This window comes from Pseudonocardia sp. DR1-2 (genome assembly GCF_023717215.1).
Lineage (GTDB): Bacteria > Actinomycetota > Actinomycetes > Mycobacteriales > Pseudonocardiaceae > Pseudonocardia > Pseudonocardia alni.
The window spans coordinates 249611-267298 of sequence record NZ_JAMQOF010000007.1 but is presented as its reverse complement, the minus strand read 5'-3'; the positions used below and the strand labels follow the sequence as shown (position 1 = coordinate 267298).

The 17688-nt window shown below is 74.1% G+C and carries 16 protein-coding genes; 5 read left to right on the top strand and 11 right to left on the bottom strand.

What is annotated here, in order from left to right; all coding sequences use genetic code 11:
• Positions 1-80: 80 nt before the first annotated feature.
• Together speB and ND486_RS21935 are read left to right on the top strand one after the other, a co-directional pair.
• Positions 81-1022, top strand: coding sequence for an agmatinase (speB, locus tag ND486_RS21940; RefSeq protein WP_251786377.1), 942 nt, complete (start codon positions 81-83; stop codon positions 1020-1022).
• 5 nt (positions 1023-1027) lie between these two features.
• A complete protein-coding gene (locus ND486_RS21935) occupies positions 1028-2497 on the top strand; it encodes a sodium:solute symporter (RefSeq protein ID WP_251786375.1) in 1470 nt (489 codons plus the stop codon).
• Positions 2498-2524: 27 nt separating this feature from the next.
• Here ND486_RS21935 and ND486_RS21930 read toward each other — a convergent pair whose 3' ends face one another.
• The 5 genes from ND486_RS21930 to ND486_RS21910 form a co-directional block, all read right to left on the bottom strand.
• Positions 2525-3580 (bottom strand): ABC transporter ATP-binding protein, encoded by a 1056-nt coding sequence (locus ND486_RS21930; RefSeq protein ID WP_251786373.1) that lies wholly within the window; start codon positions 3578-3580, stop codon positions 2525-2527.
• Positions 3568-4440: a nitrilase-related carbon-nitrogen hydrolase gene (locus tag ND486_RS21925; RefSeq protein ID WP_251786371.1), complete on the bottom strand. Its 873-nt coding sequence runs from the start codon at positions 4438-4440 to the stop codon at positions 3568-3570. Before ND486_RS21925 ends, ND486_RS21930 begins: the two co-directional genes overlap by 13 nt.
• A 61-nt stretch (positions 4441-4501) precedes the next feature.
• Complete coding sequence (locus tag ND486_RS21920; protein ID WP_208819589.1) at positions 4502-5668, bottom strand: hypothetical protein; 1167 nt, start codon at positions 5666-5668, stop codon at positions 4502-4504.
• A gap of 13 nt (positions 5669-5681) precedes the next feature.
• Complete coding sequence (locus ND486_RS21915; protein ID WP_251786356.1) at positions 5682-6677, bottom strand: ester cyclase; 996 nt, start codon at positions 6675-6677, stop codon at positions 5682-5684.
• Between the two features lie 97 nt (positions 6678-6774).
• Complete coding sequence (locus tag ND486_RS21910; protein ID WP_062402620.1) at positions 6775-7770, bottom strand: LacI family DNA-binding transcriptional regulator; 996 nt, start codon at positions 7768-7770, stop codon at positions 6775-6777.
• A gap of 125 nt (positions 7771-7895) precedes the next feature.
• On the opposite strand from ND486_RS21910, the gene hisD (ND486_RS21905) reads away from it, so the two are divergent.
• The 3 genes from hisD (ND486_RS21905) to ND486_RS21895 are packed head-to-tail and all read left to right on the top strand — an operon-like array spanning position 7896 to position 10710.
• Positions 7896-9227, top strand: coding sequence for a histidinol dehydrogenase (hisD, locus tag ND486_RS21905; protein ID WP_251786354.1), 1332 nt, complete (start codon positions 7896-7898; stop codon positions 9225-9227).
• On the top strand, positions 9224-9985 hold the full coding sequence (locus ND486_RS21900; protein WP_251786352.1) for an SDR family oxidoreductase: 762 nt from the start codon (positions 9224-9226) through the stop codon (positions 9983-9985). The genes hisD (ND486_RS21905) and ND486_RS21900 overlap by 4 nt, the downstream gene beginning before the upstream one ends.
• Positions 9982-10710 carry an aldolase/citrate lyase family protein gene (locus ND486_RS21895; RefSeq protein WP_251786350.1) on the top strand — a complete coding sequence of 243 codons (729 nt, stop codon included), beginning with the start codon at positions 9982-9984 and terminating at the stop codon, positions 10708-10710. The genes ND486_RS21900 and ND486_RS21895 overlap by 4 nt, the downstream gene beginning before the upstream one ends.
• A gap of 348 nt (positions 10711-11058) precedes the next feature.
• On the opposite strand, the gene ND486_RS21890 is transcribed toward ND486_RS21895, so the two are convergent.
• From ND486_RS21890 to ND486_RS21865, 6 genes are read right to left on the bottom strand one after another with little or no spacing between them, the layout of a single operon-like run.
• Entirely contained in the window at positions 11059-11769 is a 711-nt protein-coding gene (locus ND486_RS21890) for an alpha/beta fold hydrolase (protein ID WP_251786348.1), read from the bottom strand.
• Between the two features lie 3 nt (positions 11770-11772).
• Complete coding sequence (locus tag ND486_RS21885; RefSeq protein ID WP_083658872.1) at positions 11773-12669, bottom strand: carbohydrate ABC transporter permease; 897 nt, start codon at positions 12667-12669, stop codon at positions 11773-11775.
• A complete protein-coding gene (locus ND486_RS21880; protein WP_062402601.1) occupies positions 12666-13532 on the bottom strand; it encodes a carbohydrate ABC transporter permease in 867 nt (288 codons plus the stop codon). Before ND486_RS21880 ends, ND486_RS21885 begins: the two co-directional genes overlap by 4 nt.
• Before the next feature lie 39 nt (positions 13533-13571).
• Entirely contained in the window at positions 13572-14912 is a 1341-nt protein-coding gene (locus ND486_RS21875; protein ID WP_251786346.1) for an ABC transporter substrate-binding protein, read from the bottom strand.
• Between the two features lie 6 nt (positions 14913-14918).
• Positions 14919-16238 carry a histidinol dehydrogenase gene (hisD, locus tag ND486_RS21870; protein WP_224402792.1) on the bottom strand — a complete coding sequence of 440 codons (1320 nt, stop codon included), beginning with the start codon at positions 16236-16238 and terminating at the stop codon, positions 14919-14921.
• 59 nt (positions 16239-16297) lie between these two features.
• A complete protein-coding gene (locus tag ND486_RS21865) occupies positions 16298-17611 on the bottom strand; it encodes an extracellular solute-binding protein (RefSeq protein WP_251786344.1) in 1314 nt (437 codons plus the stop codon).
• Positions 17612-17688 lie beyond the last annotated feature (77 nt).

Genomic DNA, 17688 nt, shown 5'->3' with positions numbered 1-17688 from the left:
TCCTCGTCCGACGTTTCGTCACTTCTCCTCGCCGGTTCCGTGCCCGACCGTGAGCCCACCCCGTCCCGAGGAGGCCCGCCATGCCCGTCGGCCCGGTCGACGCCACCGTCGTCCCCCGCTTCGCCGGTCCGCCCACCTTCGCCCGGCTGCCCCGTCTCGACGAGGTCGACCGCGCCGACGTCGCGGTACTCGGCCTCCCCTTCGACGCCGGGGTGTCCTACCGTCCCGGCGCCCGGTTCGGGCCGGCCCACGTGCGGGCGTCGTCGAAGCTGCTGCGGCCCTTCCACCCACCGCTGGGGGTGTCGCCGTTCGCCGCCCAGCAGGTGGCCGACGCCGGCGACCTCGGCATCAACCCGTTCTCCATCGACGAGGCGATCCGCACCGTCGAGCAGGCCGCCGACCGCCTGCGTGCGGACGGGACGACCCTGCTCGCACTCGGGGGTGACCACACCGTCGCGCTACCGCTGCTGCGGTCGGTGGCGCGCACGCACGGGCCCGTCGGGGTCGTCCACTTCGACGCCCACCTCGACACCTGGGACACCTACTTCGGCGCCGACATCACCCACGGCACCCCGTTCCGCAACGCCGCCCGGGAGGGACTGCTCGACCCGCGGCGGTGCCTGCACGTCGGCATCCGCGGCCCGCTCTACGGCGAGCACGACCTCGCCGACGACGAGGTCCTCGGCTTCCAGGTGATCGAGACCGATGTGTTCCAGACCGACGGGGTCCCCGCCGTCGTCGAGCGGATGCGGCGCCGGCTCGGGACCGGCCCGGTCTACGTCTCGGTCGACATCGACGTGCTCGACCCCGCGCACGCCCCCGGTACCGGGACCCCCGAGGCGGGCGGCCTGACCAGCCGGGAGCTGCTGCACTGCCTGCGCGGGCTGGTCGGGGTCGACGTGGTGGGGGCCGACGTCGTCGAGGTCTCCCCCGCCTACGACCATGCGGAGATCACCGGGATCGCCGCGGCCCACGTGGCCTACGAGCTGTTGTCGGTCCTCGCCGCCAACCGGAAGGGGTGAGGGCGATGGACGTCGCCGTCGTCGTGCTCTACCTGGCCGCCATGATCGCCTTCGGGTTCTGGGGCCGCCGCCGTACCGTCGACCGCGCCGACTTCCTGGTGGCCGGGCGCCGGCTCGGGCCGTGGCTGTACTCCGGGACGATGGCCGCCGTCGTCCTCGGTGGTGCCTCCACGATCGGCGGCGTCGGGCTCGGCTACCAGTACGGGCTGTCCGGGATGTGGCTGGTCGTCGCGATCGGCTCCGGGATCCTGGTGCTGTCGCTGGCGTTCTCCGGCCGGATCCAGCGGTTGGGGGTGTTCACCGTCGGCCAGATGCTGGAGCTGCGCTACGGCACCGGGCTCGGCGCCCCGTCCGGGATCGTCATGTGGGCCTACACCCTGATGCTCGCGGTCACCTCGACCATCGCCTACGCGACGATCTTCGGTGTGCTGCTGGGGCTGCCCCGGATCCCGTCGATCCTGATCGGCGGGGCGGTCGTCGTCGTCTACTCGACGCTGGGCGGGATGTGGTCGGTGACCCTCACCGACTTCGTCCAGTTCCTGATCAAGACGGTCGGGATCTTCCTGGTGCTCCTGCCGGTCGTGCTCTGGCGGGCCGGGGGCTGGGACGGGCTGGTCGCCGCGGTCCCCGCCGACGCCCTGTCGCTCACCACCATCGGCGGCGGCACGATCGTCACCTACTTCGTGACCTACGGCTTCGGTCTGCTCATCGGCCAGGACATCTGGCAGCGGGTGTTCACCGCGCGCTCCCCGGGCGTCGCCCGCTGGGCCGGGTTCGGCGCGGGCGTGTACTGCCTGGCCTACGGCGTCGTCGGCGCCCTGATCGGCACGGCGGCGCAGGTGGTCGTCCCCGGCCTGGCCGAGCGCGACGACGCCTTCGCCGCGGTCGTCGAGGCGGCGCTGCCCCCGGTGCTCGCCGGGCTGGTGCTGGCCGCGGCCCTGTCGGCGGTGATGTCGACCTCCAGCGGCGCGCTGCTGGCGACGGCGACCGTGTTCGACCAGGACCTGCTGGCAGCGCTGCGCCGCCGCCGCGACGCACGCGGCGCCGGGACGACCCGCCCGGACGGGGGCGGCGACGGCGACGGCACCCGCGACGAGCTGTCCGGGAACCGGTGGGCGGTCGCCGTGTTCGGCGTCGTCATGATCGGGATCGCCTGCCTGCTGCGCGACGTCGTCGCCGCGCTCACCCTCGCCTACGGGATCCTCGTCGGCGGGCTGCTCGTCCCGGTCCTGGGCGGGCTGCTCTGGCGGCGTGCGACCCGGGCCGGGGCGCTGGCCGCGATGGGCGTCGGCACCCTGGTCACGCTGGGCACGATGCTCGTGCTGGGGGACCTCTACGCCAACGAGCCGGTGTTCGCCGGGCTCGGCTGCGGGCTGGTCGCGTTCGTCGCGGTCTCGCTCGCGACCCGCCCCGTCGACGACGGCGTCCGCACCGGCTGGGACCGGCGGGTGGGCGCCGCCGGGGGCCGGGACTGAGGGACCCGGGCGGCGGCGCCCGGGCCGTCAGCCCAGCCGGGCGCCGTCCGCGGCGAACAGGTGGGTACGCGCCGGGTCCGGTGCCAGGTGCACCCCGGTGCCCCGCGCCGGGGGCCGGCGCCCGTCCACCCGGGCGACCATCGGGTGCTCGACGCCGTCGAGGCGGGTGCGGCCGTAGACGTAGGCGTCCGCGCCGAGCTCCTCGACCAGGTCGACCTCCAGGGGGATGCCGTCGTCGGCGAGGTGCAGGTCCTCGGGGCGGACCCCGAGGGTGACCGTGTCCCCCGCCCCGCGCGGCACCGCGACGTCGACACCGCCCAGCCGGACGCCGTCCGCGGCCACCGGCAGGCTCAGCAGGTTCATCGCGGGCGAGCCGATGAACCCGGCGACGAAGGCGTTGGCCGGGCGGGCGTAGAGCTCGCCGGGGGCGGCGCACTGCTGCAGCAGACCGTCCTTGAGCACGGCCACCCGGTCACCCATCGTCATGGCCTCGACCTGGTCGTGGGTGACGTAGACGGTGGTGACCCCGAGCCGGCGCTGCAGCGAGGCGATCTGGGTGCGGGTCTGCACGCGCAGCTTGGCGTCGAGGTTGGACAGGGGCTCGTCCATCAGGAACACCTGCGGCTGGCGGACGATCGCGCGTCCCATCGCGACACGCTGGCGCTGCCCGCCCGACAGCGCCTTGGGCTTGCGCTCGAGGTAGGCCTCCAGCTCGAGGATGCGCGCGGCCTCGGCGACCCGGTGGGCGATCTCGGCCTTCGCGGTCCCCGCCATCCGCAGCGCGAAGCCCATGTTCTCGGCGACCGACATGTGCGGGTAGAGGGCGTAGTTCTGGAACACCATCGCGATGTCGCGTTCCTTGGGGGCGACGCCGGTGACGTCGCGCTCGCCGATGCGGATGCGGCCGCCGTCGACGTCCTCCAGACCGGCGAGCATCCGCAGCGAGGTGGTCTTGCCGCAGCCCGACGGCCCGACCAGCACGAGGAACTCGCCGTCGGCGATCTCGAGGTCCAGGGCGTCGACGGCGGCCCGGGGCGACCCGGGGTAGCGCCGCGTCACCGCGTCGTAGGTCACGCCGGCCATGGTGGTGGTCCTTCCGGTGGGGGATCGGGCTCGCGGTACAGCGGTGGCCTGCGGTCGCGCAGGACGTGGTTGTGCGCGGTGAGGCGCTTGTCGCGGGCGGCGGCCGGGTCGAGCGTGGCCAGCAGCACGCCGGGCTCCCCCGGCGGCGGACCGCCGGGCCCGGCGAGCAGGTCCCCGTCGGCGCCGGCGATCACCGGCGCCCCGAACCAGGCGACCCCGCGCTCGGTGCCGCAGCGGTCCGCGGCCACCACGTGCACCCGGTACGCCCCGGCGACGGCGCGCACCTTCGCCACCTCCAGCGGGTGCTGCCCGCCGGGGGTCGGGCGCCACGGCCAGTTCACCGGCGCGGCGACGATCTCGGCGCCGTCCTGCGCGGCCCGGCGCACCCACTCGGGGAACTCCAGGTCGTAGCAGACCATCGGGGCGATCCGGCCGGCCGCGGTCGGGACGACCGGCGGTGCGGCGTGGCCGGGGGTGAACAGCGTGTGCTCGCGGTCCCAGAGGTGGACCTTGCGGTAGACCGCGCGGCGCACCCCGTCCTCGACGAGGACGGCGCTGTTGTACACGCGGCCGTCGTCGCCGAGCTCGGCGAACCCGGCGACGACGACGCAGCGCAGCTCCGCCGACAGGGCCGCGAAGCGGGCGACGGTGGGACCGTCGGCGGGTTCGGCGGCGACCCGCGCCTCGGCGGCGTCGGCGAAGGCGTAGCCGCAGACGGTGAGCTCCGGCAGGACGACGAGCCGGGCCCCGCCGGCGACCGCCTCGCGCACCGCGCCCTCGGCGACCGCCGGGTCCGGGGCGTCGATCCGCGCCGGGATCCGGCACGCCGCCACCGTCACCGCACCGGCGGCACCCGGCACCACCGGTCCGGGCGCCGCCCCCGTCGGCCCCGTGGGTCCCGTCCGCGGCATCGGCCCGGCCTCAGTCGTCCTCGGCCGCGAACGCCAGCACCGCGGCCGGGGCGAGGTAGCCGTCGGCGTCGAGGACCCGGCCCCGGTCACGGGCACCGGCCACGACCTCGGGCGCCCACTCGTGCCGGACCCGGCCGTCGCCGCCGGTGACGACCAGCAGCTCACCGGTGCCGGGGGTGGCGGTCCGGCCGCCGTCGGCGTCGAGCGCGGTCATCGACCGCCAGGCGCCGGGCGGCACCGACAGGGTGTCCCGCGGGCCGAGCTCGACGGTGCGCGCGTCGTCGCCGGTGTTGAGGGTGACCGCCCAGTGCCCGGCCTTCACCGTCAGCACCTGGGTCGCGTCGTGCCGGTGGGTGAGCACGCCGTCCCCGGGCAGGGCGCGCAGCCACGCCAGCGCGAACCCGTGCGGGTCGAGCAGCCGCGGTGCCGCGGCCCGGCTCTCCGCGGTGCCCCAGCCGATGACCGGGGCGAGCTCGGCGCCACCGCCGGGCAGCCGCGAGCACAGGTAGGGCTCGGCGACCCACGGCCGGTCGGCGGCGTGCACCACGCGGCCGCGGAACTGCTCGGCGGTGTAGACGTCGAGCCGGTCGATCTCGGCCTGGTCCATCGGCCGGATCAGCGCGACGTCCTCGGGCAGCGGGTCCCCGGCGACGGTGTCGATGAGCCGGTTGTCCGCGGTGAGGTGCAGGCCGTGACCGGCGGCCTCGGCCAGGACCGTGGGGCCCCAGATGATGCCGCCGGTGTCGTCACGGCCCAGGACGGTGAGCAGGATGCCGTCGTCGTCGCCGACGTTGGTGAAGCCGCGGAAGATCCACGGCGGGACCGAGACGATGTCGCCGTCGACGCTGCGGTAGGTGCCCTGCGTGCCGTCCGGGCCCCAGCGGAGCTGGTAGTCGCCGTCGAGGTTGATGAAGACCTCGGCGGTGAAGTGCAGGTGCAGGCTGTTCGTGGTGCCGTGCGGCATGCCCGCCGCACCGAGGTTGAAGCCGTGCGGCTCGCGGAGGTTGACGTGCTGGGACGCGTTCTGCGTGACCCCGGGGCCGATGAAGGAGTAGTTGTCCTTGCGGTCCGAGCCCGGGGTGCGGCAGTCGATGAACGCGGCCCTGCACGGGACCCAGTCCGCGTGCCGGACGGTGCGGCGGACGAGCTCGTCCGCGCTGACCACCGTGTCGTGCATGTCGGTGCTCCGGTCAGTAGATGTTGGTGTCGGTGAACGCCTCGGTCCGGCCGGCGTCGATCTGCGCACGCAGCGCGATCTCGTCGAACACCCGGACCTCCTTGACGATGCGGCCGCCCTGGACCAGGAACTGCGAGACGCCGAGCAACTCCACCTCGCCCCCGGTGAGCGGACCGAACGCCGGTGTCCCGCGGTAGGTCCCGCGCATCACCCAGGTCACCGCGATCCGCAGGCCGGCGTAGCGCTCGGCGTGGTTGGTCTGGACGTCGCGGACCTCGAACCGGGCGTCCGGGAACGGTGCGACAAGCGCGAGCAGGTCGCGCTGGTAGCCGTCCGGACGCACCACGGTCCGGTCCCCGACGGTGTGCAGGAACAGGTCACGGTGCATGTAGTCGGTGACCTTCTGGTAGCGCCGGGAGTTCCAGACCTCCTCGAGGAACTCCAGCACCATCTCGCACTCGGGCCGGAAGTCGTCCGGCCGCGGCCCGCTGTCGCCGACGGCGAGCACGTCCTTCGGCGGCTGCTCGGTCATCGAGCCCTGGTAGCCGCGGAAACGCTGCCCCCGGGCCGCCTCGGCCGGGTCGATGCCCCGCTGCAGGCACTCGGCGAGCTCGTCGCGGACCACCCACTCCTCGACCATGCGGCCCCGCCGGTAGAGGCAGTTGGCGATGGTGCGCTTGCGGATCCGCTTCACGACGCCGTCGACGAGGATCTCGTCGGCCGAGAAGACCAGGTGCGAGCTCAGGAACGCGTCGTCGCCGCGGGCCTCCCACACCACGTCCTCCGCCTGGCCGACGTGCTGCGGGGTGCCCGCGATGCGCATCAGGCTGCCCTCGATCACCCCGTCGCGGCCGATCACGGTGCCGAGACCGCCGTGGACGATCGAGTCCGGCTCGTAGTTGTCGACGATGTAGGACACGTCCCGCTGGACCCAGATCCGGTCGGTCACCTCGCGGATGAAGTCGTCCGGGTCGTTGTAGGGCTCGTACGCGACCGGGTCGAGCGTCATGGTGGTCCTTCCTCGTCGGTTCCGTGCGCCTCGCACTGTATGCGTATGCACAACCGCCCGGCAAGGGCCCCGCGGGGATTTCCGGCGACGGGAGCGGCTACGCCCGGGGCGCGGCCACGGTGGCGCGGGCGACGTAGTGCGTCGGGTACACGACGTGCCGCGGCTCGGCCCCGGGGTCGGTCAGCCGGGCGACGACCAGACGGGCGGACTCCCGCGCGACCTCGTCCAGGTCGTAGGCGACGGTGCTGAGCCGGACCAGGGCCCAGCGCGAGGTGGGCAGGTCGTCGAAGCCGACCACCGAGGTGTGACCGGGCACCGGGACGCCGGCCTCGGCGGCCGCGTCGAGCGCCCCGAGCGCGACGACGTCGTTGCCGCACAGCAGCAGCGTCGGCCCACCGGCCCGCTCGTGTAGCGTGCGGAACCCCTCGCGACCGGTCGCGAAGTCGAACGGACCGTGCAGGACGTCGCGCTGGGCGAGCGCCAGCCCGTGCTCGTCGAGCACCGTGCGGACGACCTGCTCGCGCAGCTCACCGGTACTGGTGTTGCGCGGCCCGAAGATGGCCCCGATCCGGGTGTGACCCAGGCGGACGGCCTCCGCGACCACCTCGCGCACACCCTGCTCGGGGTCGACGGTCACCGCGTCGGCGGCCACGCTGGGCGCGGTCCGGTTCAGGTAGACGAACGGCACGCCGCGGTCACGCAGCCGGGCGGGCTGGATGGAGTCCACCGTCGTCGTCGACAGCACCACCCCGGCCAGGCCGTGCGCGGCGACCCGCTCGGGCAGCGGCGCGGTCCCGGCCGACTCGGTGATCAGCACGAGCTCGTGGCCGAGTGCCTCCAGCTCGTGGTGCAGCGGGCCGATCATGTTCGCGTAGAACTGGTTCTCCAGGTCGGCGACGACCAGCCCGATCCGGTTCGAGCGGCCCACCGACAGCGCGCGCCCGATCGCGTTGGTCGAGTAGCCCAGCGCCAGGGCCGCCTCACGGACCCTGCGCTTGGTCGCCTCGGAGACCCGCGGGTGATCGGTGAGCGCGCGCGACACCGTCGGCTGCGAGACCCCGGCGAGCCTCGCCACGTCGCGACTGGTGACCATGTCCGCCCTTCCCCCGACCGCGCGCCGAGCCTAGTGCGCCCCGGGACGCACCCTTGACAGCGGCGCGTCGCCGCCGTTCACTGCGGAGCCGTAGCGCATACGTATGTTATGCCAGGGAGGACGGAATGTCGCAGGAACTGAAGAGCGCGACGGGGTCGGCCCCGCGCCGCAGCGACGAGGGCGTCGCCGCACGGGTGCGGGCGATCGTGGACGGCGTGCGGACGCGCGGCGACGCGGCGGTGCGGGAGTACGCGGACCGGTTCGACGGCCGCGCACCGGAGCGCCTGACCCCCGCGCGGGTCGACGAGCTGGTCGCGTCGCTGCCGCAGCAGGTCGTCGACGACATCCGGTTCGTGCAGGACCAGGTCCGGAACTTCGCGCGGGTCCAGCGGGAGTCCCTGCACGACGTCGAGGTCGAGACGCTGCCCGGGGTGGTCCTCGGGCACCGGCACGTGCCGGTCGGCTCGGCGGGCGCGTACGTACCCGGCGGGCGGTACCCGCTGACCGCCTCGGCGCACATGACGATCGTGACCGCGAAGGCCGCGGGAGTGCCGCACGTGGTCGCGGCCACGCCCCCGATCCGCGGCGAGGTCCCGGCGGCGACGGTGGCGGCGATGCACCTGGCCGGCGCCGACGAGATCCACGTCCTCGGCGGGGTCCAGGCCGTCGCGGCGATGGCGCTGGGCACCGAGTCGGTCTCCCCGGTCGACATGCTGGCCGGGCCGGGCAACGCCTACGTCGCGGAGGCGAAGCGGCAGCTCTTCGGGGAGGTCGGCATCGACCTGTTCGCCGGCCCCACCGAGATCCTCGTCGTCGCCGACGGGACCGCGGACCCGCTGACCGTCGCCGTCGACCTGCTGTCACAGGCCGAGCACGGCCCGGACTCCCCCGCCGTGCTCGTCACGACCTCCGAGGCGCTGGGCCGGGCCGTGCTCGACCTGGTCGGGCGGCTGCTGCCGGGCCTGCCCACGAACGACCTGGCCGGGCCCGCGTGGCACGACCACGGCCGGATCGTCGTGTGCGACGACGCCGACGAGATGTGGCGGGTCGCCGACGACCTCGCCGCCGAGCACGTCCAGGTCCTCACCGCCGAGCCCCGCGACGCCCTGGAGCGGATGCGCAACTACGGTGCGCTGTTCCTCGGGGAGAACACCTGCGTGTCCTACGGGGACAAGGTGATCGGGACGAACCACGTGCTCCCCACGCTCGGCGCCGCGCGCTACACGGGCGGGCTGTGGGTCGGGAAGTACCTCAAGACCTGCACCTACCAGGAGGTCCGCGACCCCGCGACGAGCGCCGAGCTCGGCCGGGTGTGCGGGCGCGCGTCGCGGGTGGAGCAGTTCGAGGGGCACGCCCGCTCCGGGGACCTGCGGGCCTGGCGGCACGGCGGGGACCGCGTCGGCTGGCTGGACGAGATCGCGCCGTTCGGGAGCACGGCACCGGTGGCCGGGTCGTGAGCACGCCGGTCACGGGACGCACCGCCCTGGTGACCGGCGGCGGCAGCGGGCTGGGTGCGGCGATCGCGTCGCACCTGGCCCGTGCCGGGGCGCGGGTCGTGCTGGCCGGGCGGCGTGCCGACGCCCTCACCGCGACCGCGGCCCGGATCGGGCCCGCCGCCCGGGCCGAGGTGTGCGACGTCGCCGACCCGGACTCCGTCGCGGACCTGGCGGTCCGGCTCGCCGACGAGGAGGTCTCGATCGTCGTCAACAACGCCGGGGTCGCCGGTCCGGTGGCCCCGCTGGTCGAGGTGAGCCCGCAGGAGTGGGACGAGGTGTTCGCGGTCAACGTGCGCGGCACCTACCTGGTGTGCCGGGCGTTCCTGCCGCCGATGCTCGAGCGCGGGGACGGCGACGTGGTCAACGTGGCCTCGGTGTCGGGGAAGCGCCCGCTGGCCCGGCGCACGCCCTACTGCGCGTCGAAGACCGCGGTGCTCGGCCTGACCTCGACGCTCGCGTTCGAGGCGGGCCCGGCCGGGGTGCGGGTCAACGCGCTGTCCCCCGGCCCCGTCGAGGGCGACCGGATGGACCGGAACTTCGCGCTGGAGGCGCAGCGGACCGGCACCGACGTCGCCGCGGCGCGTGCGGCGTTCGTCGGGCGGGCCGCGCTCGGCCGGATGATCACCGCCGACGAGGTGGGCGCGGCCGTCGTCGCGATGCTCGCCATGCCGGGGCTGTCCGGCGCCGACGTCGACCTGTCCGCCGGGATGATCGCGTGAGGGCGCGGGTCGCCGCCGGGGAACGGCTCGCCGGGGCGCTGGTGCGGATGCCCTGCGAGGAGATCGTGGAGATGCTCGCCGTCGCCGGTCTGGACTTCGTCCTGATCGACTGCGAGCACGGGCCGGCCGACGTGTCGATGCTGCGCACCCACATCGCGTTCGCCGACGCGCACGGCCTGCCGGTCCTCGTCCGCCCCGGGGAGGACGAGCACCACCTCGCCCAGCGGGCGCTCGACCAGGGCGCCCGCGGGATCGTCGCCCCGCACGTGGAGGACGCCGCACAGGCCACGGCACTGGTGCGGGCGCTGCGTCATCCCCCGCACGGCACACGGGGGTTCGCGACCTACCCGCGGGCGGGGAGGTTCGGCAGCGTCACCGCCGAGGAGCACCGCGCGGCGGCCGAGGACGTGCTGTTCGTGGCGATGCTGGAGTCGCCCGGCGCCCTCGCGCGCGCCGGGGAGATCGTCGGCGTGGACGGGATCGACGGCTGGCTCGTCGGCGTCGCGGACCTGGGTGCGTCCCGCACGGGCACCGACCCGTCCGTCGCCGGGATGCTGGAGTCGGTGCGCGCCGACCCGGCGGTCCGGGACGCCGTACGGGCCGACCTCGCGGGTTCGGCGGACGCGGCCGCGGCGTCGTTCGCGGGTGGGGCGCAGCTGGTGGTCTACAACCTGACCGCGGTCATGATGGCGTCGTTCCGGGAGCTGGCCGCGGCGACGGGGTGAGCGCCGTCGCCGGGAGCGGCGGCTCCGGCCATGCCCACCACGAGCGAGGGTTGCGGTGCCACGGACGGCACCGGAACCCTCGCTCGTGCCGTTCGTGTGGCGGGCCCGATCGGCGCCGGGCCCACGGACGGGTGCGGCCGGCCCGGCGGCGCGACGCCCCGGTGCCGGGGCTCGGCACGTCCCCGCCTTCGGGCATCGTGGCTCCCCCGCGCGCGGTGATCCGCGGTCCGCGCGCAGAGCCGGTCCTCGCGCGCGTCCCGACACGCGCGAACAGCCGATCACCGCGCGGGCTCCGGATCAGCACGCGAGATCGGGATCAGGACGCCAGCTCGGGACCAGCCGGCCCGGTCAGTGCCGGTCCGCCGCCCGGGCCCGCTCCCGGGCGTGCACCGTGGCCGTCCACCCGGCCACCAGCGTCGCCACGGTGTCCGGGACCTCGACCGGGAGCAGGTGACCGGCGCCCGGCAGCACGTGCAGCCGGGCGTCCGGCACCAGCCCGGCGATCTCGGTGTGCCGCTCGACCGGGCACAGCCGGTCGAGCGCACCGGCCAGCACCAGGGTCGGCACCGCGACGGCGGGCAGGGCCGGGCGCTCGTCGACGCGCGAGTCCTGCAGCCGCAGCTGGGCCGCGAGCCGGCGCTCACCGACCTCGTCGGCCATCCGCAACGCGGTGTCGTCGTGCGACCGGTCGTGCAGCAGCAGTTCCAGGGGCTGCAGGGCGCGGGCGGGGGCGCCGTCGTCGAGCCGCGTGAGCGCCGCGTCCCAGCCGGCGCGCTGCGCGGGCGTCGGCGGGCGGGCGTTGGTCGCCATCAGGCACAGCCCGGCGACCCGGTCCGGGGCCCGCCGGGTCAGCGCCATCGCGACGATCCCGCCCAGGCTGAGCCCGCCGAGGGCGAACCGGTCGGGCAGCGCGTCGAGCAGCGCCTCGACCTGGTCGTCGAGGGTCGGCCGGTCGAGGACCGGGTGCAGCGCCCCGGCCCCCGCCGGGCCCCACAGCCGGGCCGAGCAGTTCATGCCCGGCAGCAGGACCAGCGGCGGGGACGACGGGACGGCGGGCACCGCTCAGCCCTTGACCGAGCCCGCGCCCAGACCGGCCACCAGGTACCGCTGGGCGACGAAGGCGAACCCGATCACCGGCAGCGTCAGCAGGATCGCGGCGGCGCCGGCCTGCTGCAGCATCGGCAGCGTCTGCCCGAGCTGGGTGGCGATGAAGACCGGGACGGTGCGGGCGACGACGTCGGTGAGGACGTTCGCCGTCAGGTACTCCTGGAACGCGAACAGGAACATGAAGATCCCGGCGGTGAGGATGCCCGGGCCCATCAGCGGCACCATCACCCGCCACAGGATCTGGAAGCGGCTGCAACCGTCGAGCATCGCGGCCTCGTCGAGCTCCTTGGGGATCTCGGCGAAGAAGTTGCGCAGCAGCCAGATCGAGAACGGCTGGTTGATGGCCACGAGCGCCGCGGCGACGGCGAAGGTCGTGTCGTAGATCCCCAGCGAACGCGACAGCTCGTACATCGGCAGCACCACGGCGAACCGGGGCAGCGCGCGGAAGATCAGCGCCGCGATGAGCAGCGCGACCGACACCCAGCCCGGGTAGCGCGACAGCGCGTACGCGGCGGGGATGCCGATCAGCAGCGCGATGACCGTGCTGATCAGCGCGACGACCAGGGTGTTGAGCAGGTACCGGTAGAACTCGGTGGTCTGCCAGAGGTCGACGAACGCGGTGAAGGTGGGCTCCCAGGTGAACACCGGCGGGTCGAGGAAGGCGACGTCGGTCGGCTTGGTGACCGACATGGCCGTCCACAGCACCGGGCTCAGCATCACCCAGCAGATCACCAGCAGCAGGCCACCGACCAGGACGGTCCGCCCGCGTGGGCGGCGGCGGGCCGGGGCGGGGCCGGTGTCGTCGGACGGGCCGGGGGTGGTGGCCGGCGGGGCGGTCTGCACGCTGCTCACTGGCGGGCCTCCTTGGCCATGTCCCGGATGAACGGGGAGAGCAGCAGCACGATCAGGACGATGAGCAGCACGTTGATCGCGCTGCCGAGCCCCAGCTGCTGGCCGCCGTCCTGGAAGGCGATGTTGTAGATGTAGAGCATGATCGACTCGTTGCCGATCTGCGGTGCCTGCGGCGAGAGCGGGACGAGCTGGTCGAACGTCCGCAGCACGTCCATGATCGAGATGATCGAGACGAAGGTGAGGACGCCCCGGATGCTCGGCACGATCACGTGCCAGTGCACCCGCCAGCCGGTGGCGCCGTCGATCCGGGCGGCCTCGACGATCTCCCCCGGGACGCCCTGCAGCCCGGCGAGGATCACCAGCATGGCGAACGGCAGCATGAACCAGACCGTGTTGAGACCGATCATCACCCGGTTCGCCCACGGCTCGGTGAACCAGAGGATCTCGGCCCCGGTGAGCTCGGTGATCAGGTAGTTGACGACGCCGCCGAAGTTGGAGTCGAACAGCCAGGAGAACATCGTCGCGCCGACGACGTTGGGCACGACGTAGGACACCAGGAGCACGCCGAGCACCCAGGGGCGGGACCGGCCGAGCCCGTTGACCAGCACGGCGAGCAGGTAGCCCCCGACCAGCAGGACGGCGACGACGGCGACGGTCAGGCCGACGGTGAACAGCACCGCCCGCCCGAGCCGCGGGTCGGACAGGGCCTGGGCGTAGTTGTCCAGGCCGAGGAAGGTGCCGGGTTCGCCGTAGTTGACCCGCTGCAGGCTCCACTCCACGGTCTTGTAGAGCGGGAACAGCAGCAGGCCGAGCATCACCAGCAGGCTCGGGGAGACCAGTCCCAGGAACTCGCGCCTGCGCATGGTCGCCTCACCTCGCTCTCGTGGGTGGTGGGAAGGGGGTCAGCGCCGGTACTCGGCGACGATCGCGGTCGCGATCTCCTGCATCCGCTGCTGACCGTCCGGGATCGTCGTCCGGCCGGCCAGCACGTCGGCGACGACCGGGCGGGTCTCGTTGCTGATCCGTGAGGTCCACGGGAACGGCTCCGGCGGGGACGCCCGGCCGATCGCGTCGAGCTGGGCGGCGGCGAACGGGCTGCTCGCCGGGGTCACCATGCCCTCGCGGGCCGGGAACGCCGCGGGTACCGCGGCCCGCGACGACTCCTCCCCCACCGACGCGGCGACCAGCCGGAACAGCAGGTCCTTGTCCACCTCGGTGTTCTCCGGGATGGCCCAGCCGTCCACCGACAGGGCGTTGTAGAGGACGTCCCCGCCGGCGACCGACGGCGGTGGGGCGAACGCGAAGTCGGTCGCGAACCGGCTGTTCGCCGGCTGGGTGAGGTCGAGCATCCGGCCGCTGAACATGATCGCGATCGCCGCCGAGCCGTTGTACATCTGCTGCTGCACCGCGGGCTGGGCGAACGTCGTGACCTGCGGGTCCATGAACGGCAGCAGCGACCGCAGCTCGGTGAAGGCCTGCGCGGCCTGCGGGGTGTCGAAGTTCGGGCGGCCGGTGTCGCGGTCGACGTAGTCGGTGCCCAGCGAGCCCAGTGCCGCGTCGTAGGCCGTCGCGACGTCCGAGCTCGCCAGCAGCGGCAGGGCCAGCGGGTAGCGGATCCCGCCGTCGCGCTGGATGCGGCCCGCGACCTCGCGCAGCTCGGCGAAGGTCCGCGGCGGGGTGATGCCGAGGCGGTCGAACACGTCGCGGCGGTAGGCCATGACGAAGGTCTGCGCCTGCATCGGGATGCCGTAGAGCTTCCCGTCGTAGGACAGCGCCGCGCGCATCTGCGGGTCGAGCCGGTCGAGCCCGAACTGCGCGCCGTAGCGGCTCATCAGGTCGTCGAGCGGGTGCAGCTTGCCGGTGGAGGCCTGCTGCGGGACGACGAACCCGTAGGTCTCGAGGATGTCGTAGGTGCCGTAGCGCCCGGCCAGCGTGGCCGTCGTCTTCTGCGACTGGCCCGCGTAGTCGACCGGCTCGTGGTGCAGGGTCACCCCGTCCTTGGAACAGCTGCGCACCATCGAGTTGGTGAACGGGTCGATCGCCGAGGAGTTGTAGGCCAGGACGTTCACGTCCACCGACGATGGTGGCGGTGGGAAGTCGCACGGGACGAGCGTGGCGGTGGCGGCGGGTGTCCGCGACCCGGCGCCGCACCCGGCGAGCAGCAGGACGACGGCGACCACCACCGCCACCATCGGCGGACGGGCGCCGCGGCCGCCGGAAGAAGCTCGCTCGTACATACGCATGCGCGATCAGTCCCGGAGCGCGTCGAGTCGGATGCGGGCGCTGTCGCGGTGCCCGACGAGCTGCTCGAAGTCCGAGACGGTGACCGTCGGCCCGGCCTGGGCGAGCGTCGCCTCGCGGGTCGCCCGCTGGTAGGTCAGCTGCTTGAGGAAGCCGGCCACCGACAACCCGCCGGTGTAACGCGCGCCCCGGGTCGTCGGCAACACGTGGTTGGTGCCGGACATGCCCTTGTCGGCGTAGGCCACCGTCGAGTGCGGACCGAGGAACAGCGATCCGTAGTTGCGCAGCCGGCCCAGCCACCAGTCGAGGTCCTCGGCGATCACCTCGAGGTGCTCCGGAGCGAGGACGTCCATGACCCGGGCGACCGTCTCCCGGTCCGGTGCCAGGTAGACCGTGCCGTGGTCGCGCCAGGCCGCTCCGGCGATCGGGGCGGTCGCCAGGCCCGCGAGCTGCTTCTCGATCTCCCGCGGCACCTCCTCGGCCAGCCGCCCGGAGGTCGTGACCAGGGATGCGGGCGAGGTGGGCCCGTGCTCGGCCTGGGCGAGCAGGTCCGCGGCGACGGTCGCGGCGTCGGCGGTGTCGTCGGCGATCACGGCGACCTCCGACGGCCCGGCCAGCACGTCGATGCCCACCTGCCCGTAGAGCTGGCGCTTGGCCTCGGCCACGTAGGCGTTGCCGGCGCCGACGATCATGTCCGAGGGCGTCCCGTCGAGCAGCCCGAACGCCATGGCCGCGAGCGCCTGCACACCGCCGACGGCGTAGACCGCGTCGGCACCGCTGATGTGCGCCGCGTACAGCACGGCCGGGTGCGGGCGGCCGTCGCGCGAGGGCGGGGTGGCCGCGACGACGTTCGGCACGCCCGCGACCCCGGCCACACCGACGGTCATGAACGCGCCGGCCAGCAGCGGGAACCGGCCCGCGGGGAGGTAGGCACCGACGTTCTGCACGGGGACCAGGCGCTGTCCGCACACGACCCCGGGCAGCACCTCGGACTCGAAGTCCTGCAGCCGCGCCCGCTGCATCCCGGCGAACCGGCGGGTCCGGTCGGCGCCCGCGTCGAGCGCCGAACGCAGGTCCGCGGGCAGCTCGTCCCCGGCCCGGGCGAGCTCGGCGGGACCGACGAGCAGGTCGGAGCCGGTGAACCCGTCGAGGTCACGGGCGTAGCGCAGCACCGCGTCCATCCCGCCTGCGGAGATGGTGCGCAGCATCTCCGAGACGGTGGCGACCACGGCCGGGTCGCGCAGGTCCGCGCTGTCGGCGACGGCCGGCGCCTTCGCCACGGTGACGGGCGAGCCGATCCGCCGCATGTCCGCTTCAGTGAGATGCATACGCATACACTAGAAGTCGCGGGCCGGACCTGACAAGGGCCGGACGACGTCCGGGCGGCTCAGCCCACCTCCCGGTACTCGGCGACGATCGCCGTCGCGATGTCCTGCATCCGCTGCTGCCCCTGCTCCACGGGGATCCGCCCGGCCAGCACGTCGGCCACCACCGGCCGCGTCGCGACCGAGATGCGCGAGGTCCACGGGAACGGCTCGGGCGGCGGGGCCTTCCCCAGCGCCTCCAGCTGTGCCGGCGCGAACGGGCTGCTGGCCGGCGTCACGCTGCCCAGCCGCGACGGGAACGCCGCCGGCACCGCCGCGCGCGCCGACTCCGGTCCCACCGACGCGGCCAGGAACCGGAACAGCAGGTCCGGGTCGACCTCGGTGTTGGCCGGGATCGCCCAGCCGTCGACCGACAGCGAGTTGTAGAGCACGTCGCCACCGGCGACCGACGGCGGCGGGGCGAACGCGAACTCCCGGGAGAAGCGGCTGTTGCGCTCCTGGACCAGGTCGAACATCCGGCCGCTGTACATGATCGCGATCGCCGCCGAGCCGTTGTACATCTGCTGCTGCACCGCGGGCTGGGCGAACGTCGTCACCTGCGGGTCCATGAACGGCAGCAGCGACCGCAGCTCGGTGAACGCCCGCGCCGCGGCCGGGGTGGTGAAGTTCGGGCGGCCGGTGTCGCGGTCGACGTAGTCGGTGCCGAGCGAGCCGAGCGCGGCGTCGTAGGCGGTGGCGATGTCGGCGCTCGCGAGCAGCGGCAGCGCCAGCGGGTAGCGGATCCCGCCGTCGCGCTGCACCCGGGCCGCGACCTCGCGCAGCTCGGCGAAGGTCCGCGGCGGGGCCAGGCCGAGGCGGTCGAACACGTCGCGGCGGTAGACGAGCGTGAACGGCTGGGCCATGGTCGGCAGCCCGTAGAGCTTCCCGTCGTAGGACAGCGCCGCCAGCATCTCCGGGCTCAGCCGGTCCAGGCCGTACTCCTCGCGGTAGCGGGCGACGAGGTCGTCGAGCGGTCGCAGCTTCCCGGTCGAGGCGAACTGCGGCACGACCAGCCCGTAGGTCTCGACGATGTCGTAGGTGCCGTAGCGCCCGGACAGCGTCGCGATGGTCTTCTGGGTCTGCCCGGCGAAGTCGATCGGCTCGTGGCGCAGCGTCACGCCATCCCTGGAGCAGCTGCGGACCATCGTGTTCGTGAACGGGTCGACGGCCGAGGAGTTGTAGGCCAGCACCCGCACGTCGAGGCTCTGCGCGGGCGGCGGGAACGCGCACGGCACGAGCGTCGCCGTCGCGGCCGGGGTGCGTGAGCCCGCACCGCAGCCGGCCAGGAGCAGGGCCAGCACCGTCACGACGGCGGCGGTGATCCGGTGGGGGCGCACCGCACCATGAGAACCCACCCGTGTGGGCGGGGCCACTCCACCCGTCGTGGTGACCCGGCGGTGTGGCTGCTTGCCCC